We start from the raw sequence: 23,974 nt of genomic DNA, 5'->3' as shown, positions 1-23,974 counted from the left end.
CCTTTGTCCTGCCATGTCCGGCACGGCGGCCGGGAATACGGCGCGCTGAACCTCCGTCAGGCGTGCCCGGCAGGACGCCGGGCACGCCGGGGACGGCGTCAGGCCGGGATGACCGTCACCGGGCCGATGCCCAGCGCCTTGACCGGCTCGGTGATCTCGGCCGCGTCACCGACGAGCACCGTGACCATGCGGTCGACCGGGAACGCGTTCACGGCGGCCGCGGTGGCCTCCACCGTGCCCGTCTCCGCGAGGCGTTCGTACATCCGCGCCTGGAAGTCGTCCGGCAGGAACTGCTCGACCTGGTCGGCGAGGGTGCCGGCGACGGCGGCCGCGGTCTCGTACTTCAGCGGGGCGACGCCGACGAGGTTCTGCACGGCGACGTCGCGCTCGGCCTCGGTCAGGCCCTCGGCCGCCAGGGTGCGCAGCACCGTCCAGAGGTCCTCCAGTGCCGGGCCGGTGTTGGGGGTGTCCACGGAGCCGCTGATGGCGAGCATGCCCGTGCCGGCGCCGGTGGAGGACGGCGGTGCCGAGCGCAGCACCTGGCCGAAGGCGCGGACGCCGTAGGTGTAGCCCTTCTCCTCGCGCAGGACGCGGTCCAGGCGGGAGGTGAGGGTGCCGCCGAGGCAGTACGTGCCGAGCACCTGGGCGGGCCAGACGCGCTCGTGCCGGTCGGGGCCGACACGGCCGATGAGCAGCTGCGTCTGGACGGCGCCGGGGCGGTCCACGATCACGACGCGGCCGGTGTCGTCGGTGCTGACCGCCGGGACGGGGCGGGTCTCGGCGCTCGCGCCCGTCCAGGCGCCGAGGGACGTGCCGAGGACCTCGTCGAGGTCGATGCCGGTGAAGTCGCCGACGACCACGACGGTCGCCGTGGCGGGGCGCACGTGGGCCTCGTAGAAGGCGCGCACGGCGGCGGCGTCGATGCGCGCCACCGTCTCCTCGGTGCCCTGGCGGGGGCGGGAGAGCCGGGAGTCGGCCGGGAAGATCTCGGCGGCCAGCGCCATGGCCGCCCGGCGGGCGGGGTTGGCCAGCTCGTGCGGGATCTCGTCCAGCCGGTTGTTCACGAGGCGCTCGACCTCGTTGTCCGGGAAGGCGGGGGCGCGCAGGGCGTCGGCGAGCAGGCCCAGGGCCTTGTCCAGCCGGGACGCCGGGACCTCCAGGGAGACCCGCACGGCGGGGTGGTCGGCGTGCGCGTCGAGGGTGGCGCCGCAGCGCTCCAGCTCGGCGGTGAAGTCCTCGGCGCTGAGCTTGTCGGTGCCCTCGGAGAAGGCGCGCGCCATGATCGTGGCGACGCCGTCCAGGCCCGTGGGCTCGGCCTCCAGTGGGGCGTCCAGGCTGACCTCGACCGCGATGACCTGCTGGCCGGGGCGGTGGCAGCGCAGGACGGTGAGGCCGTTGTCCAGCCGGCTGCGCTCGGGGGCGGGGAAGGCCCAGGGCGTCGCCCGGCCGGGGCCGGGCTGGGGGTGGAACTCCATCTGCGGGGTGCTCGCGGCCACGGCGTCGCTCACTTGGCCGTCTCCTCTTCCTCGTTCTGGTCGGCGGCGGCGCTGTCCTGCGGGGCGGTCGGCTCGTACACCAGCACGGCGCGGTTGCCGGGGTGCAGGCGGGCCTTGGCGACGGCCTGGACCTCCTCGGGGGTGACCTCCAGGATGCGCTGCACGGCGGTCAGGGCCAGCTGGGGGTCGCCGAACAGTACGGCGAAGCGGCACAGTTCGTCGGCCCGGCCGCTGACGGTGGCGAGCCGGTCGAGCCACTCGCGCTCCAGCTGGGCCTGGGCGCGCTCCATCTCCTGCGGGGTCGGCCCCTCGACGGCGAAGCGGGCCAGCTCCTCGTCGACGGCGGCCTCGATGGCGGGCACCTCGACGCCGCCGGACGCCTTGACGTCCAGCCAGCCCAGCGAGGGGGCGCCGGCCAGGCGCAGCAGGCCGAAGCCGGCGGCGACGGCCGTGCGGTCGTGCCGGACCAGGCGGTTGTGCAGGCGGGAGGACTCGCCGCCGCCGAGGATGGTCAGGGCGAGGTCGGCGGCGTCGGACTCGCGGGTGCCGTCGTGCGGGAGGCGGTAGGCGGCCATCAGGGCGCGGGAGGGCACCTCCTCGCGGACGACCTCGCGCAGCTCCGCGCCGATGGTGTCGGGCAGAGTGCCGTCGCGCGGGGGCTGCTTGCCGTCGTGGGCGGGGATGGAGCCGAAGTACTTCTCGATCCAGGCGAGCGTCTGCTCGGGGTCGATGTCGCCGACGACCGCGAGGACGGCGTTGCCCGGCGCGTAGTACGTGCGGAAGAAGGCGCGCGCGTCCTCCAGGGAGGCGGCGTCCAGGTCGGCCATGGAGCCGATGGGCGTGTGGTGGTACGGGTGGCCCTCGGGATAGGCCATGGCCGTCAGCTTCTCGAAGGCCGTGCCGTAGGGCACGTTGTCGTAGCGCTGGCGACGCTCGTTCTTGACGACGTCGCGCTGGTTCTCCATGGACTCGTCGTCGAGCGCGGTGAGCAGCGAGCCCATGCGGTCGGCTTCCAGCCACAGCGCCAGCTCCACCTGGTGGGCGGGCATGGTCTCGAAGTAGTTGGTGCGCTCGAAGCTGGTGGTGCCGTTGAGGGAACCGCCGGCGCCCTGCACCAGCTCGAAGTGGCCGTTGCCCTTGACCTGCGCCGAGCCCTGGAACATCAGGTGCTCGAAGAGGTGGGCGAGGCCGGTGCGGCCCTTGACCTCGTGGCGCGAGCCGACGTCGTACCAGAGGCAGACGGCCGCGACCGGGGTCAGATGGTCCTCGGAGAGCACGACCCGCAGGCCATTGGCCAGGCGGTGCTCTGTCGCTGTCAGGCCGCCGGAACCGGCCTGTTGCGTGGCCGTGTGACCCATGGGCATGTACGTCCCTTCGATCTCTTGAGATCTCGCGGTGCCTCGCGACGACTCGCGTGATGAACAGTGCTGTCACTGTATGCAAGCGCGCTGACATCTGGCGAAGTTCCCGACCCGCCGTACACGCCCGGGACGGGTCGCGGTCGGGGTTGTCAGTGGGGCGGTCCACAATGGTCGGCGTCAGTACCCGCCTCGGCATCGATCGAAGGAGCAGCAGCCGCGATGGCCCGCCGCAGCACGAAGACCCCGCCGCCGGAAGAGTTCGAGGAGCGGATCCTCGACATCGACGTCGTCGACGAGATGCAGGGCTCCTTCCTCGAGTACGCCTACTCGGTCATCTACTCCCGCGCCCTGCCGGACGCCCGGGACGGCCTCAAGCCGGTCCAGCGCCGCATCCTCTTCCAGATGAACGAGATGGGCCTGCGGCCGGACCGGGGCCACGTGAAGTGCGCCCGCGTCGTCGGCGAGGTGATGGGTAAGCTCCACCCGCACGGCGACGCCTCGATCTACGACGCCCTGGTGCGCATGGCGCAGCCCTTCTCCATGCGGCTTCCCCTGGTCGACGGGCACGGGAACTTCGGCTCCCTCGGCAACGACGACCCGCCCGCGGCCATGCGCTACACCGAGGCCCGGATGGCGTCGCCGACGTCCCTGATGACGGAGTCGATCGACGAGGACACCGTCGATTTCGCGCCGAACTACGACGGCAGTGAGCGGGAGCCGGTGGCCCTGCCGGCCGCCTACCCGAACCTGCTGGTCAACGGCTCGTCCGGGATCGCGGTGGGCATGGCGACGAACATGCCGCCGCACAACCTGGGCGAGGTGATCGCCGCCGCCCGGCACCTGATCCGGCACCCGGGCGCCGACCTCGACACGCTCATGAAGTACATCCCCGGCCCCGACCTGCCCACGGGCGGCCGCGTCGTGGGTCTGAGCGGGATCCGGGACGCCTACGAGACGGGCCGCGGCACCTTCAAGATCCGTGCCACCGTCGCCGTGGAGACCGTGAGCGCCCGCCGCAAGGGCCTGGTGGTCACGGAGCTGCCGTTCACGGTGGGCCCGGAGAAGGTCGTCTCCAAGATCAAGGACCTGGTCGGCTCGAAGAAGCTGCAGGGCATCGCCGACGTCAAGGACCTCACCGACCGCGCCCACGGCCTGCGCCTGGTCATCGAGATCAAGAACGGCTTCAACCCCGAGGCCGTGCTGGAGCAGCTCTACAAGCTGACGCCGATGGAGGAGTCCTTCGGCATCAACAACGTCGCCCTGGTCGACGGCCAGCCCCTGACGCTGGGCCTGAAGGAGCTGCTGGAGGTCTACGTCGACCACCGCTTCGAGGTGGTCCGCCGGCGCAGCGAGTTCCGGCGCGGCAAGCGGCAGGACCGGCTGCACCTGGTCGAGGGTCTGCTGGTGGCGCTCGTCGACATCGACGAGGTCATCCGAATCATTCGATCGAGTGAGAACGCCGCGGAGGCGAAGGCGTCACTCGTGGAGCGCTTCTCGCTCTCGGAGATCCAGACCCAGTACATCCTGGACACCCCGCTCCGCCGCCTGACGAAGTTCGACCGGATCGAGCTGGAGTCGGAGCGCGACCGGCTCACGTCCGAGATCGAGGAGCTCACCCGCATCCTGGAGTCCGACACCGAGCTCCGCAAGCTCGTCTCCTCCGAACTGGCCGACGTGGCCAAGAAGTTCGGCACCGACCGGCGCACGGTCCTGCTGGAGTCGGCGGGCGCCCCGGCGTCGGCGGTGCCGCTGCAGGTGGCGGACGACCCGTGCCGGGTGCTGCTCTCCTCCACCGGCCTGCTGGCCCGTACGGCCGGCGGCGAGCCGTTCCCGCCGGGCACGGGCGAGACCAAGCGCGTGAAGCACGACGTGATCGTCTCGGCCGTCCCGGCCACGGCCCTCGGCGAGGTGGGCGCGGTGACCTCGGCCGGGCGGCTGCTGCGGCTGAGGGTGATCGACCTGCCGCAGCTCCCGGAGACGGCGTCCGCCCCGAACCTGGCCGGCGGCGCTCCGGTGTCGGAGTTCCTGTCCCTGGCGGACGGCGAGCGCCTGGTCTGCCTGACCACGCTGGACGAGTCCTCGCCGGGTCTGGCGATCGGCACCGAGCAGGGCGTCGTCAAGCGCGTGGTCCCCGACTACCCGGCCAACAAGGACGAGCTGGAGGTCATCTCCCTCAAGGACGGTGACAGCATCGTCGGCGCGGTCGAGCTGCGGACGGGTGAGGAGGACCTGGTCTTCATCACGGACGACGCCCAGCTGCTGCGGTACCAGGCCGCGCAGGTCCGGCCGCAGGGGCGGGCCGCGGGCGGCATGGCCGGCATCAAGCTGTCGGCGGGTGCCAAGGTCATCTCGTTCACGGCCGCCGACCCCGCCGAGGACGCGGTGGTCCTCACGGTGGCCGGCGTCCGGGGCGGCCTGCCGGGGACGGTCTCGGAGGCGACGGCCAAGCTGACGCCGTTCGACCAGTACCCGCGCAAGGGCCGGGCGACGGGCGGCGTGCGTTGCCAGCGCTTCCTGAAGGGCGAGGACTGCCTGGTGCTGGCCTGGGCGGGAGCCGCCCCGGCACGCGCCGCGGCCGCGAACGGCACGCCCGTTCCGCTGCCGGAGCCCGACCCGCGCCGCGACGGCTCCGGCACACCCCTGGCGAAGCCGGTGGCCGTGGTCGCCGGGCCGGTGTAGCAGGCCGGCAGGCCGGCCCAGGACCGCGCGGTCCTGGGCCGGCCCGTCACGGCCGGTTCAGGACTGCGCGTACCGCAGGACACCCCACATGCTGTGCTCGTCGGTGTCCTGCGGTGCGGTGTCGCGGCAGGCTTCGAGCCCGGCCCGCAGTGCTGCGGCATCGATCCCGCTGCCGATCATGACGAGCTGGGTGGCACGCCGCTCCGAGCGCGTCCACGCCGAACGGTAGAACCGCAGGAAGTCGCCGACGGCGTGGACGGTGAACTTGTTGCGGTGCCCGGCGACGCCGAAGTGGACGAAGCCCTTGATGCGGTAGAGGCCCTCGGGCCGGCGGTCGAGGAAGTCCATCAGACGGCGCGGGTGCATCGGCTCGTCGGATATGAATTCCACGCTCTCGTAGGCCGCGTGCAGGTGCCCGCCGTGGCCGTGCCCGTCGTGGCCGTCCTCCTCGTCCGCCGCGCACAGGTCCTCGAAGGACAACTGCAGGATCGCCTCGTTGCGCTCCTCGCGGGGCTTGCGGTCGAAGAGCAGCTCCGGGTCGATGCGCCCGTACGACGCCGGGACGACGGGCGTGCCCGGCGCGAGCTCCGCAAGGGTGGCGAGCAGGCCCTCGCGCGCCGCGTCCCCGATCCGGTCGGCCTTGTTGAGGACCACGAGGTCGGCGATGCCCACGTGCCGGTCGAGCTCCGGGTGCCGGGCGCGCGTGCCGGAGAACTCGGCCGCGTCGATCACCTCGACGAGCCCGCCGTAGACGATGTTCTTGTTGTCGCTGGCCAGGATCATCCGGATGAGTTCCTGGGGCTCGGCCAGGCCGCTGGCCTCGATGACGATGACGTCGATGCGGGCCGCGGGCCGCGCCAGCCGGTCCAGGAAGCCGTCGAGCTCGCTGGTGTCCACGGCACAGCACAGACAGCCGTTGCCCAGCGAGACCATGGAGTCGACCTGGCCGGCCACGCTCATCGCATCGATCTCGATGCTGCCGAAGTCGTTGACGACGGCCCCGATCCGGCTGCCGCCGCTGCGGGAGAGCAGGTGGTTGAGCAGGGTCGTCTTGCCGGACCCGAGGAAGCCGGCGAGGACGATGACCGGGATCTGTCGCTTGGCCAAGGGGGCGTCTCCATCATGAGTCGGGCGGGTTCGCTCACCCGCCCCAGGATAGGAGGGGACCGCACGTGCCGGCCGGGGCCAGCGGGGCCACCGGGGCCACCGGGCTCCCTGTGCCGCCCCGGACAGGCTCAGGTTAGGCTTGCCTATGTGAGCACGTGCGCGACCGCCTCCCGCCAGTTGACCGAGCCCCTGGCCGGCACCGCCGCGACCGCGCGGACGTGGCTGCTGATCGAGCAGCCCGGCCCGTGGGGTGCCGACGCGCTCACCGCCAGCCACCTGGACCCCGCCGCCGGCCGTGCCCTGGACGCGGCGGCCGCGGGCACCGGCGTCCGGATCGCACTGATCCGCCGCCCCGGGCGGCACGCCGACTGCCACGAGCCCACGACCCAGCAGGTCTTCGTCGCGCACACCGCGCCGGGCCGCTCCTGGATCCGTACGACCCTGCTCACCGACCCCGCGGAGCTGCTGGAGCTGGACCTGGCGGCGCTGGGGGCCGGCGAGCACGCCGGGCTGTGGGAGGCGTACGACGGTGACCCGCTGGCCCTCGTCTGCACCAACGGCAAGCGCGACCGCTGCTGCGCGCTGCTGGGCCGCCCCCTCGCCGCCGAGCTGACCGCCGCGGGCGGCACCGAGATCTGGGAGGTCACCCACATAGGTGGTCACCGCTTCGCGCCGACGCTGGTCGTCCTGCCCTACGGCTACGCCTACGGGCGGGCCACCGCGCACGCCGTCAAGGAGGCGCTCGAAGCCGCGCGCCACGGCCGCGTCGTGACCCGCAACTGCCGCGGCCGCTCGGCCTGGGACCGCCCCGGCCAGGCCGCCGAGCTGGCGGTGCGGGCGCTGACCGGCGAGGAGGACGCCGACGCCCTGGACGTCACCGCGACCGAGGGCGCGGCGCCCCGCTGGACCGTGACCGTCGCGCACGCCGACGGGCGCGCCTGGACGGTCCTGGTCGAGCAGGGAGCGGCCGAGCCGCCCCGGCCGGAGAGCTGCGGCAAGGCGCTCGGCACGCCGGCCCGCATGGACGTCGTCGCCATCGCCGTGGCGGCCTGAGCACGGCCGCCGGGCGAGCCGCGTCAGCCGACCTTCTCCACGAACTCGGTGGTGTAGGTCTTCTTGAGGTCCACGGAGGCGTTCTTCAGGGTGGGGTTGAAGGACTTGAGGACCTCCAGGACCGTCTTCGGCCCGTCGGCGGGCATCACGCCGTCCTTGGTGAACATGGGCAGGGTGCTCTCGATCGCCTTGGCGTACTGCTCCTTGCCGCCCTTGGCGTAGTCGGCCGGCATCTGGGCGGCGATCTCCTCGGGCGTGTGCTCCGACATCCACTTCAGGGTCTTGACCATGGCGTTGGCGAGCTTCTGCACGGTCTCCTTGTGGGTGTCGACCCAATCGGTGTTCATGTACAGGCTCGACGCGGGGTAGAGCCCGCCGAGCGCCGCCCGGGAGCCCTCCGGGGTGCGCATGTCGACGATCACCTTGCCGAGGTCCTTGGCGAGGACCTGGGCGACGGTCGGGTCGGTGGTCATGCCGCCGTCGATGGCTCCCTTCTCCAGGGCGGAGATGAACGTCTGCCCGGCGCCGACGGCCACCGGGGTGAAGTCGCTGACCTGCACGCCGTTCTTGACCGCCAGGTACTTGGTGAGGAAGTCGGTGGACGAGCCGAGGCCCGTGACGCCGAGCTTCTTGCCCTTGAAGTCCTTCGGGGAGGCCAGGCCGGAGGCGGCCTGCTTGGAGACGATCTCCACCTCCCCGGGCGTCTGGGCGAGCTGGACGACGGACTCGACCTGCTTGCCCTTGGCCTGCAGGTCGAGCGTGTGGTCGTAGAAGCCGACGACGCCCTGGACGTCGCCGGAGACCAGCGAGGTGGTGGCCTGCACACCGGCCGGCTCGCTCAGGAGCTTGACCGCCACGCCCTCCTCCCGGAAGTAGCCCAGGCGCTGGGTGAGCACCGCCGGCAGGTAGATGACCTTGTCCAGGCCGCCGACCATGATCTTGACGGTGTCGCCCTTGAGCGATTCGCTGTCCTGCTTGTTCGCCGAGGAGTCGTCGGCACAACCGGTCAGGGACAGGCACATCACTCCCGCGACGGCCATCGCGGAGACCTTGGCGCTCTTGCCGAACGTACGCATGATCCGTTCCTTACGGTGAAGTCGGGGGGTGGAGAGGGGTGGAGGAAGGTGGGGATCGCCGGGCGGGTCAGCGCTCGCTGCCGGGCCCGCCGGGCTTCCAGCGGAAGAGCCGCTTCTCGGCGAAGGTCAGCAGTCCTTCGGCGAGGAGGGCGACGACGGCGAGGATGACCATCGCCGCGTAGACGCCGGCGGAGTTGAAGGTGCCCTGCGACTGGGAGACGAGCAGACCGATGCCCTTCGCCGCGCCGAGGTACTCGCCGACGATCGCGCCGATGAGGGCGAAGCCGAAGCTGACGTGCAGGCTGGTGAAGATCCACGAGGTGGCGGCGGGGATGACGACCTGCAGCGTCACCCGGCGGTGGCTCGCGCCCAGGATGCGCGCGTTGGCGACGAGGTTGCGGTCGACCTCGCGGGCGCCCTGGAAAGCGTTGAAGAAGACGGGGAAGAAGACCAGCACCACGGCCGAGGCGACCTTGGAGGCGGGCCCGAGGCCGAACCAGATCAGGAAGATCGGCGCGAGGACGATCCGCGGCAGCGCGTTGAGGACCTTGATGTACGGACCGAAGACGTCGGCGAGGAAGGGCACGCGGCCGAGCACGATGCCCAGGACCACGCCGGCCGCCACGCCGATGACCCAGCCGAGCAGAGCCTCGTAGAGCGTGGCCCAGATCTGTTCCCCGAGCGGCCCCTGCGGGGTGCCGTGCAGCGTCCACTGGACGATCTGGTCCCAGATCTCCGACGGCATCGAGAAGTTGAAGGTGTCGATGACCTCGGTGCGCGCCATGACTTCCCAGGCGGTGACCAGGGCGACGAACACCAGGACACGGGCGCCGAGGACCACGAGCCGGCGGTTGCGCGCCGCGCGGGCGCGTGCTTCCGTGCGCCCCGGGGCGCGCTTTTCGGCCACGACGGTGGCGGTGAGGGATTCAGGCGACATGGGAGGCACCCCTCTCGCGGGTGATGCGGACTTCCTCGCCGAGGGAGGACCAGATCTCCCGGTAGATCTCGATGAACTCCGGCTCCAGCCGGACGGATTCGACCTTGCGCGGCCGGGGCAGGTCGATGGGGAAGACCTGCTTGACGGTGGCCGGCCCGGCCGTCATCACCACGACCTTGTCGGCCAGCGCGATGGCCTCTTCCAGGTCATGGGTGACGAAGACGACGGACGCCTTCCTGCCGTCGGCCCGCGAGGCGCTCCACAGCTCCAGCAGCTCGTCCGACATCAGCGCCCGGGTCTGCACGTCGAGCGCCGAGAAGGGCTCGTCCATCAGCAGGATCGCCGGGTCGTTGACGAAGGTCTGCGCGAGCGCCACCCGCTTGCGCTGCCCTCCGGAGAGCTGGTGCGGGTAGCGGTCCTCGAAGGCCGCGAGGCCCACCCGGCCGAGCCAGTCGCGGGCCCGCTCGCGCGCCTCGGCCTTCGCCACCCCGCGGAAGCGCGGCCCGGCCATCACGTTGGACAGCACCGTCCGCCAGGGGAAGACCGCGTCCTGCTGGAAGACGAACCCGACCTCGGGCCGGATGCCGGTCACCGCCTCGCCGCCGACCAATACGTCGCCTTCCGTGGGCTCCTCCAGGCCGCTGACCAGCGTGAGCGTGGTGGACTTGCCGCATCCGGTCGGGCCGACGACGGCGGCGAACTCGCCCTGGGCGACGGTCAGGTCGAGATCGCGGACGGCCGTGTGCGCCGCGCCCGAGGGGGTGCGGAACGTCTTGCCCGCGCCGCGCAGTTCGATCGCCGGGGCGCCGTCGGGCGGGGTGCCGGGTGGGGTGTCGTGGTTCATGCGTCCGCCTCCGCTGCCGGGATGTTCAGGGGCCGGCCTGCCCAGCCGTCCCGTGCGGGGCGGCCGGTGCTGGAGGTTAGGAGTGGCGTGCGCCACATGGGCAGTCTTGTGTGCGCTGTGCGACTTGAGTGCGCGAAGCCTGTTCTGCTCGTTTTGCTCGCGATAGAACAACAAAAGTGACACGGGGGCGACACAAGAGGCCATCGTCCGGCTACGTTCGGTATGCATCGATGACATGCATGTCCACGGCAGTGATCTCGGTCGCGCCGATCACCAGGACATGCCCGCCGGACCGGACGACCGGACGACGGACCGCAGGACGAAAGGGACACGCATGCGCCTCCGGTGGCCCCGCCGCGTCTTCGCGCAGGTCCTCTCGGTCCAGCTCCTGATCACCACGGGCGTCACCGCGCTCACCGCCGGCCTGTTCCTGAGGCCCCTCGGCGCCCAGCTCGACGAGCAGGCCGAGCACCGGGCGCTGGCCATCGCCCAGGCCACCGCCGCGCAACCCGGCATCGCCCACGCCGTGCTCGCCGGCCGCCCCGACCCCGACGGCCCGGTCCAGGCCGCCGCCGAACGCATCCGCCTGGCCACGGAGGCCAGTTACGTCGTGGTGGTCGACACCCGCGGCATCCGCTACTCCCACACCACCCCCGGCCAGATCGGCCGGCACGTCAGCACCGATCCGGGCCCGGCCCTGACCGGACACGAGTGGACGGGCATCGAGAACGGCACCCTCGGCCGCTCGGCCCGCGGCAAGGTGCCGCTGCGCGACACCGAGGGCGCCATCGTCGGCGCCGTCTCCGTCGGCATCGCCTACGACGACGTGCGCGACGTCCTGCTGCACGCCCTGCCCGGCCTCCTGACGTACGCCGGTGCCGCGCTCGGTGCCGGCGCCCTGGCCGCGTTCGCCCTCTCCTGGCGGCTGCGCAAGCGCACCCACGGCATCGAACTCTCCGAGATCTCCGCCCTGCTCGACGAGCGGGAGGCGATCCTGCACGGCATCCGCGAGGGCGTCGTCGCGCTCGACCGGCGCGGCCGGGTGCGCCTGGTCAACGACGAGGCGCAGCGGCTGCTCGGCCTCGGGCCGGACGCCATCGGCCGGCCGCTGGACGCCGTGCTGCCGCCCGGCCGGACCGCCGACGTCCTGACGGGGCGCGTGAGCGGTACGGACCTGCTCACCGTCCGGGACGGGCGGGTGCTCGTCGCCAACCGGATGGGCACCGCCGACGGCGGTGCGGTGGCCACGCTGCGCGACCGTACGGAGCTGGAACAGCTCGGCCGGGAGCTGGACGGCACCCGCGGGCTGACCGAGGCGCTGCGGGCCCAGGACCACGAGCACGCCAACCGGCTGCACACCATCGTCGGACTGCTGGAGCTCGGGCTGTACGAGGAGGCCGTGGACTTCGTGGCCGAGGTGACGGGCGCGCACCGGGCCACCGCCGAGCAGGTGACCGAGCGGGTGCACGAGCCACTGGTCAGCGCCCTGCTGGTGGGCAAGAGCGCGGTCGCGGCGGAGCGCGGGGTGGCGCTGCGCGTGAGCGGCGGGACGCGTCTCCCGGGGCGGGTGGTGGACCCCCGGGACCTGGTCACGGTGCTCGGCAACCTCGTCGACAACGCGCTGGACGCGGCCGGCGGGCACCGGGCGGAGGCGTTCGTGGAGGTCGACGTGCGGGTGACCGGCGCGACGGTCGTGATGAGCGTCGCGGACAACGGGCCGGGCGTGCCCGCCGCGGCCCGCGAGCTGGTCTTCGCCGACGGCTGGTCCACCAAGGAGGCGGCCCCGAACCGGCCCCGGGGCCTGGGCCTCTCGCTCGTGAGGCGGCTCGCCGAACGGTACGGCGGCTCGGCCCGGGTCGGTGAACGCGACGGCGGGGGCGCAGTGTTCACCGTGGAGCTGCCGGAGGCGCTGCATCCGCAGGCCGGGCCGCCGGGTGCGGTGCGATCCCTCGAAGGAGTGAACCGATGATCGAGGTCCTGGTCGTGGACGACGACTTCCGTGTCGCCGAGATCAACGCCGCGTACGTGGCGAAGGTGCCGGGCTTCCGCGTCCGGGCGACGGCCCACAACGCGGCGCAGGCACTGGCCCTGCTGGAGCGCGGCGGCATCGACCTCGTGCTGCTCGACCACTACCTGCCGGACGAGACGGGGCTGTCGCTGGTGCGCCGCATCCGGCAGCTGGGCCACCACACGGACGTCATCATGGTCACCGCTGCCCGGGACATCGCCACGGTCCGCACGGCGATGCGTTACGGCGCCCTGCAGTACCTGGTCAAGCCGTTCTCCTTCGCCGGAATGCGGGCGAAGCTCGACGCCTACGCGCGGCTGCGCCGCACGTTCGAGGGGGCCGAGGAGGCGGAGCAGGACCAGGTGGACCGGATCTTCGGCGCGCTGCGCACCGCCTCGGCCACCGCGCCCCTGCCCAAGGGGCACTCGGCCCCGACCGCGGACCTGATACGGCGGGTCCTCTCGGACGCCGCACGGCCGCTGTCGGCGCACGAGGTGGCGGAGCGCTCGGGGCTGAGCCGCTCGACGGCCCAGCGGTACCTCAAACGCCTGGAGGAGTCGGGAAGGCTCAGCCTGACGCTGCGGTACGGCGAGACGGGCCGCCCCGAGCACCGTTACGCGTGGGCGGGACGGTAGGGCCTGTGCGTCAGCCGCCTCAGGCCGTGCCGGGGACCCGGTGGCAGGACAGGATGGTCAGACCCCGCTGGCAGGCGTGCACGACGGCGAAGCACTGGTTGGTGAATCTTCCGGTGGATCCGTCGGAGAATCTGCAGAAGACGGGGTCGTAGTTGGCGGGACAGAACCTCCCGCACTCCTGGGTGACCGGGACCTGCCCGGCCGCCTGTGCCGCTCCGGCGGGCGCGCTGAACGTGAGTCCTGCGGCTCCTGCCAGCAGGACGGAGGCGAACGGTACGACGAGCTTGCGCATGGAGAGCTCCTTCGCTCGCGGGTCCCCCACGTCTACCACCGGCCCTGCACGGGCAGTAAGGCGGTGGGCGGTCTTCCGCCCCGCCGAACCGGCCAACTGCCGTGCCGTGCCCCTCAGGCCGCGCCGGCGCCGGTGAGGGAGCGCACCTCGGCCTCGGCGTGGCCGGCGGCGTCCGCGGGCTCCGGTGAGGTGACGGTGCCGAGCCAGCCGGCGAGGAAGCCGAGCGGCACGGAGACCAGTCCGGGGTTCTCCAGGGGGAAGAGCCGGAAGTCGAGCCCGGGGAAGAGGGCGTCCGGGGAACCGGAGACGACCGGGGAGAGGACCACGAGCGCGAGGGCCGGGAGCAGCCCGCCGACGACGGACCAGACCGCGCCGCGCGTGGTGAACCGGCCCCAGAAGAGGGAGTAGAGCAGGACGGGGAGGTTGGCCGAGGCGGCGACCGCGAAGGCGAGGCCGACCAGGAAGGCGACGTTGAGGTTCTGGGCGAGCAGCCCGAGGCCGATGGCGACCGCGCCGGTGCCGGCCGCCGCGGCGCGGGCGACGGCGACCTCGCCGCGGGGCCCGCGGCGCGCACGGCCCGTACGCCGGCCGAGCGTCGCGCAGAGGTCGTGGGCGACCGAGGCGGAGGAGGCCAGGGTGACGCCCGCGACGACGGCGAGGATGGTGGCGAAGGCGACGGCCGCGACGACGGCGAAGAGGATCGTTCCTCCCGTGGAGCCGGCGCCGCCGCCCAGGTCGAGGGCGAGGAGGGGCACGGCCGTGTTCCCGGCCGGGCTGGAGGCGCGCACGGCGTCGCTGCCGAGCACCGCCGCGGCGCCGAAGCCGAGCACGATGGTCATCAGGTAGAAGCCGCCGATGAGGGCGATGGCCCAGATGACGGACCGGCGTGCGGCGCGGGCGGTGGGCACGGTGGAGAAGCGGGCGAGGATGTGCGGCAGCCCGGCGGTGCCGAGGACGAGGGCGAGGCCGAGGCTGATGAAGTCCAGCCGGGAGGTGAGGTCGTGGCCGTACCTCAGGCCGGGGGCGAGGAAGGCCCGGCCCTGCCCGCTGCGGTCCGCGGCCGTGGTGAGCAGGGCGGAGACGTCGCCGTGGAAGCGGACGAGCACGAGGACGGTCAGCACGACCGTGCCGCCCATGAGCAGCACGGCCTTGACGATCTGGATCCAGGTGGTGGCCCGCATCCCGCCCAGCGTGACGTAGACGACCATCAGCGCCCCGACGACGACCACCGTCCAGCCACGGGCCCGGTCGCCGGTGCCGCCGAGCAGCAGGGCCACCAGGCTGCCCGCGCCGACCATCTGGGCGACGAGGTAGAGGACGGAGACGGTGAGGGAGGAGAAGCCGGCGGCGATGCGGACCGGACGCTCGCGCAGCCGGGCCGCCAGGACGTCGGCGAGGGTGAACCGGCCGCAGTTGCGGACCAGTTCGGCGACGAGGAACAGCACGACGAGCCAGGCGACGAGGAAGCCTACGGAGTAGAGCATTCCGTCGTAGCCGTAGAGGGCGATGAGGCCGGAGATGCCGAGGAAGGAGGCGGCGGACAGGTAGTCGCCGGCGATGGCGAAACCGTTCTCCAGGGGGGAGAACAGGCGGCCGCCCGCGTAGAACTCCTCGGTGGAGCCACGGCGTTGGCGCCCGGCCCAGGCGGCGATGGCGAGGGCGGTCAGGACGAAGGCGGTGAAGAGGGCCGGCGCCAGGCCCTGGTGGGCCCCGGTCAACGGAGCTCACCCGGCCCCCGCACCGCCCGGGCGTCACGCGCCGGCCCGGCCGTGATCGCGCGCCGCTGCGACCGCGCGTCGCCCTGCAGCGTCTTCACGGCGACCGCCCAGCGCAGCTCCCGGGCGGCGGGGTCGCGGTGCAGCCGGGCGTGGCGGGCATAGGCCCAGGTGAGCAGGAAGGCGGTGGCGAACTGCGCGAGCCCGGCGACCATGGCGACGTTGAGCGCTCCCGCCACGGGACGGGCCATCGTCTCCGGCGCCGCGATCGCCGCCAGCACGTACGCCAGGTACCAGCCGAGGAACGCGACCGTGACGGGGAAGGCGAACCGGCGGTAGCGGCGGCGCACTTCCCGGAAGGCGGGGCTGCGCTGGACCTCGCGGTAGATCCCTGCCGCATCGCGTGCGGGCTCGCCCCCGGCCGTCCGCTGAACCGTTACGGCAACGCGCCCGTCGCTGTCTCTCACAGAACTCTCCTTGGTCGCCGACCCCGTTGGCCGCGTGCCCAAGAATGGACAGACCGGAAAGATCCAGCCCGTCGCACCAGCGGACGTTCACCCCATCAGGTGATGGGCGCCCCGGGAGGCCGGGCGATGCCGTACCGGAAGGCGTACCGCACGGCCTGCGCCCGGTCACGGACCCCCGTCTTGGCGAACAGGTTGTTGATGTGCGTCTTCACCGTCGCCGTGCTCACGTGCAGGCGGCGGGCGATCTCGGCGTTCGTCATGCCCTCGGCCACGAGCGCGAGCACCTCCGCCTCCCGGGCCGTGAGCCCGTCCGGCAGCTCGCCGGGGGCCACGGGCCCGGCGGCCGGGCGCGGATCGCCTTCGGCGGAGAGCCGCTCCAGAAGCCGCAGTTGCACCTTCGGCGACAGCCCGGCCTGCCCGGACATCACATGCTCCACCGCCCGGACGATCTCCTCCCCACCGGCGTCCTTGGTGAGGTAGCCCCGCGCACCGGCCTGCAGGGCGGGGAAGAGGGAGTCGTCGTCGCCGAAGGTGGTGAGCACCACCACCTGGGTGGCCGGATGCTCGGCCCGGATCCGCCGCGTCGCCTCCACCCCGTCGCACCGCGGCATCCGCAGGTCCATCAGCACCACGTCCGGGGCCTTCTCGGCGACCAGGCGCACCGCCTCCAGACCGTCGGCTGCCGCCCCCACGACCTCAATGCCCGGCAACAGCCCCAGCAGCATCACGATGCCCTCGCGCACCACGGTCTGGTCGTCGGCGACGACCACGCGCGCCGCCCTCCGGCCCGCTCCCCCGCCGTCCGTACCGCCCGTCACGCAGGCACCCGCAGACGCACCACGAAACCCTCCTCATCGGGCCCGGCCGGCCCGGCCTCCAGCGTGCCGCCCAGCAGCTCGGCGCGCTCGCGCATCCCCAGCAGACCGTACCCGGCGCCGGAGACCGCCAGCCCTCCGACGGTCCCGTGTGCGCCGCTGTCCCGCACCCACAACTCCACCTCCCCCACCAGATAGGCGAATCCCATCTCCACCCGTGCGCCCGGAGCGTGCTTGCGCACGTTGGTCAGCGCCTCCTGTGCGACCCTCCGCACGGCGAGTCCGGCCTCGGCGGACAGCCGGCGCGGCTCCCCCGTCACCTCCAGCCGCGCCCCCTGCGAGGCCGCCGCTTCCCGCAGGAAGTCCTCCGCGTGCGTCAGCTCCCCGCGCAGCGCGGAGAGCGCCTGCCGGGTCTCGGCCAGGCCCTCGCGGGCCATCCCCCGGGCCGCCGCCACCCGCTCCAGGACCTGCTGCCGCTCCGCACCGCTCTCGATCAGCAGCCGCGCGGCCTCCAGGTGCACCAGCTGGGCGGAGAGGCTGTGCGCGAGCACGTCGTGGATCTCCCGGGCGATGCGCGCCCGCTCGGCGAGCGCCGCCGACTCCGCCTCCGCCTGCCGGGCCGCCCGCTCCTGGGCCAGCAGCCGGAACCCGGCCCCCCGCGCCTCCTCGTCCAGCCTCAGCGCGTACCCGATGAGCAGGACGCCGCCCACCGTCCCGGCCGTCGTCACCGAGCGGTCCACGCCCGCCAGGACGTACGCCCCCATGCAGACAGCGGCGACGGCCAGCCCCGGTCCGAGCGGAAGCCGCTCCACCGCCAGCGCACCCGCCACGCACCACAGCCCCGCGGCCGCCGCATGCACGCCGGCGAGCTCGGCAACGGCCCCCACCGCCGCCAGGACCCCCAGCAGCCCCACCGAGAGCCACAGCCGCTGGTCGAGCGTCGAGGAGTACCAGCGCCGGACCGCGGCCGCACAGAGCAGGAACCCCGCCCCCAGGGCGGCGTACCCCCACCCGTCGAAGGCGCCCTCCCGGAGCACGTTCCACAGGAAGAGCCCGACCAGGACGGTCCGCACCACCCAGGACATCGCCTGCCGGCGCCGGGGCACCCCCACGTTGACGAGCGCTTCGCGGGCAGGCCACTCGGTCCAGGTCTCGAACGGCACGAGCGGTCCTTCCCCCGGCACGTCGGGCTCAGGCACCGGCAGGGACACGGTACGCCGGGCGGATCCCCCGGGCCCGGTGGACCACCACCCCGGCCCGGGCCCACACCGCCCCTGAGGCGTCGGTCCGTATTCGCGTGGTCCATATGCGAGTGGTCCGCGTCATTCGAGTGGTCCACGCCACGGGGGCGCAGACGGCGACGACGACCGCGGCGTCGAGCGGACCGGACAGCAGACCGGAAGGACCGGACATGGGAGTGCCTCCGTAAGAGCGCGGGCGGACCGCGGATGCGCGGGGATGACCAACGCATACGACGCTACGGAGTCGGCTCCCGGCGCGGATCGGAGCACGGGTGGATCCGGGGTGGAGCCCGGGTGGAGATCGTCTCTCCACCCGGGGGTGGACGCCCGCGGTCAGGCGTCGATGCGCGAGCGGTCGAGCGTCGCCGCGGAGTTGGTGATGAACTCCTTGCGCGGCGCGACCTCGTTGCCCATCAGGAGGTCGAAGGCGCGCTCCGCCGCCTCCAGGTCGCTGATGTTGATCCGGCGCAGGGTGCGGTGGCGCGGGTCCATCGTGGTCTCCGCGAGCTGGTCGGCGTCCATCTCACCGAGACCCTTGTAGCGCTGGATGCCCTCCTTGTAGCGGACACCCTTGCGGTCCAGCTCCATCAGCGTCTGACGCAGCTCGCTGTCGGAGTAGGTGTAGATGTACTTGTCCTGCCCCTTCTTGGGGTGGGTCAGCTCCACCCGGTGCAGCGGGGGCACCGCCGAGAAGACCCGGCCCTCCTCCACCATCGGCCGCATGTAGCGCTGGAAGAGCGTCAGCAGCAGGCAGCGGATGTGGGCGCCGTCGACATCGGCGTCGGCGAGGAAGATGACCTTCCCGTAGCGCGCCGCGTCGATGTCGAAGGTCCGGCCGGACCCGGCTCCTATCACCTGGATGATCGCGCCGCACTCGGCGTTCTTGAGCATGTCCGAGACGGACGACTTCTGGACGTTCAGGATCTTGCCGCGGATCGGCAGCAGCGCCTGGAACTCGGAGTTCCGCGCCAGCTTCGCCGTGCCGAGCGCCGAGTCGCCCTCGACGATGAAGAGCTCGCTGCGCTCGACGTCGTCGCTGCGGCAGTCGGCGAGCTTGGCCGGCAGCGAGGAGGACTCCAGCGCCGTCTTCCGCCGCTGCGCCTCCTTGTGCTGGCGGGCCGCGATGCGCGTGCGGGCGGCGGCCACGACCTTCTCCAGCACGGCCCGGGCCTGCTGCTTGGCGTCGCGCTTGGTGGAGGTCAGGAACGCCTTGAGCTCCTTGGCCACCACGTTGGCCACGATCCGGGAGGCGGCCGAGGTGCCCAGCACCTCCTTGGTCTGCCCCTCGAACTGCGGCTCCGCCAGCCGGACGGTCACGACCGCGGTGAGGCCCTCCATGGCGTCGTCCTTGACGACGTCGTCCTCGGCGACGCGCAGCAGCTTGGCCGAGCGCAGGGCCTCGTTGACCGTCTTGGTGATCGAGCGCTCGAATCCGGTCACGTGCGTGCCGCCCTTGGGGGTGGCGATGATGTTGACGAAGGACTTCACCGTGCTGTCGTAGCCGGTGCCCCAGCGCAGCGCGATGTCCACGCCGAGCTCGCGGGTGACCTCGGTCGGGGTCATGTGGCCGCGGTCGTCGAGGACCGGCACGGTCTCCTTGAACGTGCCCTGCCCGCTCAGCCGCAGCACGTCGCAGACGGCCTTGTCCTGCGCGAGGTACTCGCAGAACTCGCTGATGCCGCCGTCGTAGTGGAAGGTCTCCTCGGTGCTCTCCTGGCCGTCCAGGCCGCGCTCGTCGCGGACGACGATCGTCAGGCCCGGCACCAGGAAGGCCGTCTGGCGGGCGCGCCCGTAGAGCGTCTCCAGGGAGAGCTTGGCGTCCTTGAGGAAGATCTGGCGGTCCGCCCAGTAGCGGACGCGGGTGCCGGTGCGGGCCTTGGGAACCTTCTTGCCCTTGAGGAGGCCGTTGGCCGGGTCGAACGGGGCCTCGGGCCCGGACTCGGTGAAGATGCCGGGCACGCCACGGCGGAAGCTGATCGAGTGGGTCCGGCTGTTCCGGTCGACCTCGACGTCCAGTCGCGCGGAGAGCGCGTTGACGACGGAGGCGCCGACGCCGTGGAGACCGCCGGAGGCGGCGTACGAGCCGCCGCCGAACTTGCCGCCCGCGTGCAGCTTGGTCATGACGACCTCGACGCCGGACAGCCCGGTCTTGGGCTCGACGTCCACGGGGATGCCACGGCCGTTGTCGCGCACCTCCACCGAGCCGTCGTCGTGGAGGATCACCTCGATGCGGTCGCAGTACCCGCCCAGGGCCTCGTCGACGGAGTTGTCGATGATCTCCCACAGGCAGTGCATCAGGCCACGGCTGTCGGTGGAGCCGATGTACATGCCGGGCCGCTTGCGGACGGCTTCGAGACCTTCGAGGACGAGCAGGTGCCGCGCGGTGTAGTTGGATCCGTCCCGGTCTGCCCCGGTCAGCAATGCGGTGGACGGCACGGACGTATCGGCGGTCACGCGGTTCGCTCCTCGCTGAATTTCTGTCTGCCCAGAGTTCGGGCACATGAGTGGCTCAGTTGCCGTTCAGAGGGTACCGAGGCCAGGTAGAGCCTTTGTGCCGCCACCCTTGAGAACAACCATCCTAATCGAGAATCGATCAGGCGTTCGATACCCCGTTGGGGTGACGTGCACATCACGTTCCCTTCGAGGCATGAACCATTTAGGCTCCGGGCACGTCCTCAAGAACAACCCGGCAAGCCGGCCGGGGAGGACGACAGCCCCCAGCGATGTGAAACCGTAAGCCCACGCAATACGGCTCATTCGCCGCCAAACGTCAAGATCCGGCTCACTCGGAAGGAAGTTTCGAGGAAAAGCCACGAGCGGGAACGTTTTCGGCCTGGTTGGATGTTGACCCTGGTACGACAGCTCGTCGAGCTAGAGAAGAGGCGACGTGACTACTGTTCTGACCCCCGCGAGCCCGCTGACGGCCGCTGACCGCTGCGACCGGTGCGGCGCTCAGGCATACCTGCGCGTCGTTCTCATGAGCGGCGGTGAACTGCTCTTCTGCGCCCACCACGGTCGTAAGTTCGAGCCAGAACTCAAGAAGATCGCCGCGGAGATACAGGACGAGACGGAGCGGCTGACGGCCGTCCCGGCGTCCGCGTCCGACGAGGACCACTGAGTCCCCACGGAACGCTGACACATCGCACCCCACGACGAGCGAGGTCCCGCCACCCAGGGCTGGACAGCCGCGGGCGGCTCCCCCAGAGCGGGGGACGCCGCCCGCTCTCGTACCCTCGTGCGCCCGCACCCCGCGCCGACCGGCCGGTTCACCGCGGACCCCAGTGCGCCGGACCCTCGGGCTGCGGCCTGGCCAGCGGCGCCGAGGCACCGGGCAGCGCCGCCGCAGGAGCCGCTCCCGACAGACTCTCGGTGCTGTGGGCCCGCACCAGCGCGGCCACCGACGAGATCCGCGTGTACACCCCCGGCCGCCCCGCCTGGGCGCAGCCACTCCCCCACGACACCAGCCCCACCAGCCGCCCCCGCGCCACCAGCGGCCCCCCGCTGTCCCCCTGGCAGGCATCCCGCCCGCCCAGCGGCAGCCCGCCGCAGAGCATCGTCGCCGGGTCGTACGTGCCCTCGGGGCCGCCCGGGTAGGCGTGCCGGCACAGCGTGTCGTCGAGCACGAGCACCCGGGCGCCGCGCAGTCTCACCGAGTACGCACCGGTGCCGTTCACATCGCCCCAGCCGTAGACCCCGGCCGCCGTACCCGGCTCGTACGCCGCGTCCCCGGCCTGCGCCATCCCGATCGAACGGCCGGTCGGTGCGGGCTGCGCGAGCGTGAGCACGGCCACATCGCCGGCATTGGTCTCCGTGTCGAAGTCCGGGTTGACCCAGATGCTCCGCAGCGGCACCTCGGCGCCCGCGGTGCCGCGCAGATCGTCACGGCCGACGATCACCCGCAGGTCCTTGGCGTCGAGGACGTCGACACCGAGGACCTCCTGGCTCAGGCAGTGCGCGGCCGTCACGACCGTCGTGCGCCCCACCAGGGCCCCGCCGCAGAAGTGCCCGGACCGTACACCGCCGAACCGCTCCCGGCTCGCCAGAGCCACCATCCAGGGCGCGTCGGCCACCTTCACGATCTGACCCCCGACGACCCCGCGGTCCTCCGCCCGCACCGGGCAGGGGACCGCCAGCAGCAGCGCGACGGCCACGGCCAGTGGGTACCTCAGGGCTCGCATAGGACTCTCCTGACGGAATGGAGTCTTCAACTTACCCAGAGTCACCCCTGGTGCGCATCCCCGCACCCCGGAACGGCCGCAGGGCCCGGTCCCTTTCGAGGAGGTACCGGGCCCTGCGGCGTGGATGAGTGACGAACCGTCCGGACTAGTCGAGGTAGTCCCGCAGCACCTGCGAACGCGACGGGTGACGCAGCTTCGACATCGTCTTGGACTCGATCTGACGGATCCGCTCGCGGGTGACGCCGTAGACCTTGCCGATCTCGTCGAGGGTCTTCGGCTGACCGTCGGTGAGACCGAAGCGCATGGAGACCACGCCCGCCTCGCGCTCGCTGAGCGTGTCGAGGACGGAGTGCAGCTGCTCCTGCAGGAGCGTGAAGCTGACCGCATCGGCCGGAACGACCGCCTCGGAGTCCTCGATGAGGTCACCGAACTCGCTGTCGCCGTCCTCGCCCAGGGGGGTGTGGAGGGAGATCGGCTCACGGCCGTACTTCTGGACCTCGATGACCTTCTCGGGGGTCATGTCGAGTTCCTTGGCCAGCTCCTCCGGAGTGGGCTCGCGGCCCAGGTCCTGGAGCATCTGACGCTGGACGCGCGCGAGCTTGTTGATGACCTCGACCATGTGCACCGGGATACGGATGGTGCGGGCCTGGTCGGCCATCGCGCGCGTGATCGCCTGACGGATCCACCAGGTCGCGTACGTGGAGAACTTGTAGCCCTTGGTGTAGTCGAACTTCTCCACGGCGCGGATCAGACCGAGGTTGCCCTCCTGGATCAGGTCCAGGAAGAGCATGCCGCGGCCGGTGTAGCGCTTGGCCAGGGAGACCACCAGACGGAGGTTGGCCTCCAGCAGGTGGTTCTTGGCGCGCCGGCCGTCCTCGGCGATGATCTCCAGCTCGCGCTTGAGCTTCGGGGCCAGCTTGTCGGAGTTCGCCAGCTTGTCCTCGGCGAACAGACCGGCCTCGATGCGCTTGGCGAGCTCGACCTCCTGCTCGGCGTTGAGCAGGGGGACCTTGCCGATCTGCTTCAGGTAGTCCTTGACCGGGTCGGCCGTGGCACCGGCGACCGCGACCTGCTGCGCAGGGGCGTCGTCCTCGTCCTCGTCGGACAGGACGAAGCCCTTGGTCTCGCCGCTCTCGTCCTCTTCCTCACCCTTGCCCGGGGTGGGGGTCTCTTCGAGGAGCTCGTCCTCGAGGAGCTCGTCGGCGTCCTTCTTCGCGGCGGTCTTCTTGGCCGTCGTCTTCTTGGCGGTGGCCTTCTTGGCCACCGTCTTCTTGGCGACCGCCTTCTTCGCGGCGGTCTTCTTGGCGGGCGCCACGGCCTCGTCGGCCTCGGCGTCGTACGCGCCCTGGGCGGATGCCGAGGACGCGGCGGACGTCGAAGCGGACGCCTGCCGGGCCGTGACCGTCTTGGAGGAAACGGCCTTGGTGGCGGTGCGCTTCGCCGGGCTCTTCGCTGCGACGCTCTTGCGGGTGCGCTTGGGCGCCTCTGCGGCACTGACCATCAGCGTCACACCCTCCTCGTCGAGGACCTGGTTGAGGCTGCGCAGAACGTTCTTCCACTGGGTTGGCGGAATCTGGTCAGCCTCGAAGGCCCGACGCACGTCGTCGCCGGCGATCTGCCCCTCGGCCTTTCCCTGCTCGATGAGCGCCATCAGAGACTCGGATTCGGCGATCTCCGGCGGGAGCGTACGGGATGTGCTGGCCGACACGAACAACCTCTCGGAACGATGGAAACGGCTTCCGGCACCGGCCCGCCCTGGACGGGCGACCGGTTCCGACGACCGTCGGCAAGGATGAACCGACGGCGCGGGCGATGATGCAGAGCAACACAGCGCCTCGGACGAGACCTGTATTCCCTCCGCGACCACCACCTCTTTAGTCATCGCGCTGCCTCAAGGAGCGTTACGCCCGTTCCTCGTGGCCCGAGTCACACCGCATAACGGGGTGAACAGCCACTGAAGTGGACAGATCGACGACTCGGTCGCCGTCCGCGGCGTGCAGAACGCTCGTCCGGCCCGCGCGCACGGCCGTACGCGCGCGCTGGACGAGCGGTCCCGTACGTACCGCGCTC

Annotated in this window: 19 protein-coding genes; 5 read left to right on the top strand and 14 right to left on the bottom strand. The window is 71.9% G+C overall.

Features of this window, described 5'->3' with window-relative positions; translation table 11 throughout:
- Nucleotides 1-98 precede the first annotated feature (98 nt).
- Nucleotides 99-1,475: a M16 family metallopeptidase gene (locus IE182_RS15755; RefSeq protein WP_190110563.1), complete on the bottom strand. Its 1,377-nt coding sequence runs from the start codon at nt 1,473-1,475 to the stop codon at nt 99-101.
- Nucleotides 1,476-1,504: 29 nt separating this feature from the next.
- Nucleotides 1,505-2,854 carry a M16 family metallopeptidase gene (locus tag IE182_RS15750; protein ID WP_190110562.1) on the bottom strand — a complete coding sequence of 450 codons (1,350 nt, stop codon included), beginning with the start codon at nt 2,852-2,854 and terminating at the stop codon, nt 1,505-1,507.
- 222 nt (nt 2,855-3,076) lie between these two features.
- Here IE182_RS15750 and IE182_RS15745 point away from each other — a divergent pair, with 222 nt between their 5' ends.
- On the top strand, nt 3,077-5,536 hold the full coding sequence (locus IE182_RS15745) for a DNA gyrase/topoisomerase IV subunit A (RefSeq protein WP_190110436.1): 2,460 nt from the start codon (nt 3,077-3,079) through the stop codon (nt 5,534-5,536).
- Nucleotides 5,537-5,593: 57 nt separating this feature from the next.
- Here the strand turns inward: IE182_RS15745 and IE182_RS15740 are convergent, their stop codons facing one another.
- Nucleotides 5,594-6,643, bottom strand: coding sequence for a CobW family GTP-binding protein (locus tag IE182_RS15740; protein WP_190110435.1), 1,050 nt, complete (start codon nt 6,641-6,643; stop codon nt 5,594-5,596).
- Between the two features lie 147 nt (nt 6,644-6,790).
- Here IE182_RS15740 and IE182_RS15735 point away from each other — a divergent pair, with 147 nt between their 5' ends.
- Nucleotides 6,791-7,696: a ferredoxin family protein gene (locus IE182_RS15735; protein ID WP_190110434.1), complete on the top strand. Its 906-nt coding sequence runs from the start codon at nt 6,791-6,793 to the stop codon at nt 7,694-7,696.
- A gap of 23 nt (nt 7,697-7,719) precedes the next feature.
- Here the strand turns inward: IE182_RS15735 and IE182_RS15730 are convergent, their stop codons facing one another.
- From IE182_RS15730 to IE182_RS15720, 3 genes are all read right to left on the bottom strand, one after another.
- A complete protein-coding gene (locus IE182_RS15730) occupies nt 7,720-8,772 on the bottom strand; it encodes an ABC transporter substrate-binding protein (protein WP_190110433.1) in 1,053 nt (350 codons plus the stop codon).
- Between the two features lie 67 nt (nt 8,773-8,839).
- A complete protein-coding gene (locus tag IE182_RS15725) occupies nt 8,840-9,709 on the bottom strand; it encodes an ABC transporter permease (protein ID WP_190110432.1) in 870 nt (289 codons plus the stop codon).
- Nucleotides 9,699-10,553, bottom strand: coding sequence for an ABC transporter ATP-binding protein (locus tag IE182_RS15720; RefSeq protein WP_190110431.1), 855 nt, complete (start codon nt 10,551-10,553; stop codon nt 9,699-9,701). The genes IE182_RS15725 and IE182_RS15720 overlap by 11 nt, the downstream gene beginning before the upstream one ends.
- A gap of 334 nt (nt 10,554-10,887) precedes the next feature.
- Here IE182_RS15720 and IE182_RS15715 point away from each other — a divergent pair, with 334 nt between their 5' ends.
- Together IE182_RS15715 and IE182_RS15710 are read left to right on the top strand one after the other, a co-directional pair.
- Nucleotides 10,888-12,522 carry a sensor histidine kinase gene (locus IE182_RS15715; RefSeq protein WP_190110430.1) on the top strand — a complete coding sequence of 545 codons (1,635 nt, stop codon included), beginning with the start codon at nt 10,888-10,890 and terminating at the stop codon, nt 12,520-12,522.
- Entirely contained in the window at nt 12,519-13,196 is a 678-nt protein-coding gene (locus tag IE182_RS15710; protein WP_190110429.1) for a response regulator, read from the top strand. The genes IE182_RS15715 and IE182_RS15710 overlap by 4 nt, the downstream gene beginning before the upstream one ends.
- Before the next feature lie 19 nt (nt 13,197-13,215).
- Here the strand turns inward: IE182_RS15710 and IE182_RS15705 are convergent, their stop codons facing one another.
- From IE182_RS15705 to IE182_RS15680, 6 genes are all read right to left on the bottom strand, one after another.
- The gene (locus IE182_RS15705) at nt 13,216-13,488 is read right to left on the bottom strand and encodes a Kazal-type serine protease inhibitor family protein (RefSeq protein ID WP_190110428.1); all 273 of its coding nucleotides are present in this window, start codon (nt 13,486-13,488) and stop codon (nt 13,216-13,218) included.
- A 113-nt stretch (nt 13,489-13,601) separates the two neighbouring features.
- Nucleotides 13,602-15,206 (bottom strand): monocarboxylic acid transporter, encoded by a 1,605-nt coding sequence (locus IE182_RS15700; protein WP_190110427.1) that lies wholly within the window; start codon nt 15,204-15,206, stop codon nt 13,602-13,604.
- Nucleotides 15,203-15,670 (bottom strand): DUF485 domain-containing protein, encoded by a 468-nt coding sequence (locus IE182_RS15695; RefSeq protein ID WP_229844848.1) that lies wholly within the window; start codon nt 15,668-15,670, stop codon nt 15,203-15,205. The genes IE182_RS15700 and IE182_RS15695 overlap by 4 nt, the downstream gene beginning before the upstream one ends.
- Nucleotides 15,671-15,765: 95 nt before the next feature.
- Nucleotides 15,766-16,488, bottom strand: a complete 723-nt coding sequence (locus IE182_RS15690) for a response regulator (RefSeq protein WP_190110426.1) — start codon at nt 16,486-16,488, stop codon at nt 15,766-15,768.
- Nucleotides 16,485-17,648: a sensor histidine kinase gene (locus IE182_RS15685; RefSeq protein WP_229844847.1), complete on the bottom strand. Its 1,164-nt coding sequence runs from the start codon at nt 17,646-17,648 to the stop codon at nt 16,485-16,487. Before IE182_RS15685 ends, IE182_RS15690 begins: the two co-directional genes overlap by 4 nt.
- A 411-nt stretch (nt 17,649-18,059) precedes the next feature.
- Complete coding sequence (locus tag IE182_RS15680) at nt 18,060-20,180, bottom strand: DNA gyrase/topoisomerase IV subunit B (RefSeq protein ID WP_190110425.1); 2,121 nt, start codon at nt 20,178-20,180, stop codon at nt 18,060-18,062.
- Between the two features lie 433 nt (nt 20,181-20,613).
- On the opposite strand from IE182_RS15680, the gene IE182_RS15675 reads away from it, so the two are divergent.
- Nucleotides 20,614-20,844, top strand: a complete 231-nt coding sequence (locus IE182_RS15675; RefSeq protein ID WP_086567216.1) for a DUF7455 domain-containing protein — start codon at nt 20,614-20,616, stop codon at nt 20,842-20,844.
- A gap of 148 nt (nt 20,845-20,992) precedes the next feature.
- Here the strand turns inward: IE182_RS15675 and IE182_RS15670 are convergent, their stop codons facing one another.
- Nucleotides 20,993-21,904, bottom strand: coding sequence for a S1 family peptidase (locus tag IE182_RS15670; protein ID WP_190110424.1), 912 nt, complete (start codon nt 21,902-21,904; stop codon nt 20,993-20,995).
- A gap of 145 nt (nt 21,905-22,049) precedes the next feature.
- Complete coding sequence (locus IE182_RS15665; RefSeq protein WP_190110423.1) at nt 22,050-23,612, bottom strand: RNA polymerase sigma factor; 1,563 nt, start codon at nt 23,610-23,612, stop codon at nt 22,050-22,052.
- Between the last annotated feature and the right edge of the window lie 362 nt (nt 23,613-23,974).

Source organism: Streptomyces cinnamoneus (genome assembly GCF_014650495.1).
GTDB classification, from domain to species: Bacteria; Actinomycetota; Actinomycetes; order Streptomycetales; family Streptomycetaceae; genus Streptomyces; species Streptomyces cinnamoneus.
This window is presented reverse-complemented; position numbering and strand designations above follow the sequence as displayed.

What these genes read in the sequence shown, in the direction of transcription:
- IE182_RS15715 (WP_190110430.1), top strand. Translation starts at nt 10,888, where the DNA reads ATGCGCCTCCGGTGGCCCCGCCGCGTCTTCGCGCAGGTCCTCTCGGTC.
- IE182_RS15755 (WP_190110563.1), bottom strand. Translation starts at nt 1,475, where the DNA reads ATGGAGTTCCACCCCCAGCCCGGCCCCGGCCGGGCGACGCCCTGGGCC.
- IE182_RS15725 (WP_190110432.1), bottom strand. Translation starts at nt 9,709, where the DNA reads ATGTCGCCTGAATCCCTCACCGCCACCGTCGTGGCCGAAAAGCGCGCC.
- IE182_RS15750 (WP_190110562.1), bottom strand. Translation starts at nt 2,854, where the DNA reads ATGGGTCACACGGCCACGCAACAGGCCGGTTCCGGCGGCCTGACAGCG.
- IE182_RS15745 (WP_190110436.1), top strand. Translation starts at nt 3,077, where the DNA reads ATGGCCCGCCGCAGCACGAAGACCCCGCCGCCGGAAGAGTTCGAGGAG.
- IE182_RS15720 (WP_190110431.1), bottom strand. Translation starts at nt 10,553, where the DNA reads ATGAACCACGACACCCCACCCGGCACCCCGCCCGACGGCGCCCCGGCG.
- IE182_RS15710 (WP_190110429.1), top strand. Translation starts at nt 12,519, where the DNA reads ATGATCGAGGTCCTGGTCGTGGACGACGACTTCCGTGTCGCCGAGATC.
- IE182_RS15705 (WP_190110428.1), bottom strand. Translation starts at nt 13,488, where the DNA reads ATGCGCAAGCTCGTCGTACCGTTCGCCTCCGTCCTGCTGGCAGGAGCC.
- IE182_RS15730 (WP_190110433.1), bottom strand. Translation starts at nt 8,772, where the DNA reads ATGCGTACGTTCGGCAAGAGCGCCAAGGTCTCCGCGATGGCCGTCGCG.
- IE182_RS15670 (WP_190110424.1), bottom strand. Translation starts at nt 21,904, where the DNA reads ATGCGAGCCCTGAGGTACCCACTGGCCGTGGCCGTCGCGCTGCTGCTG.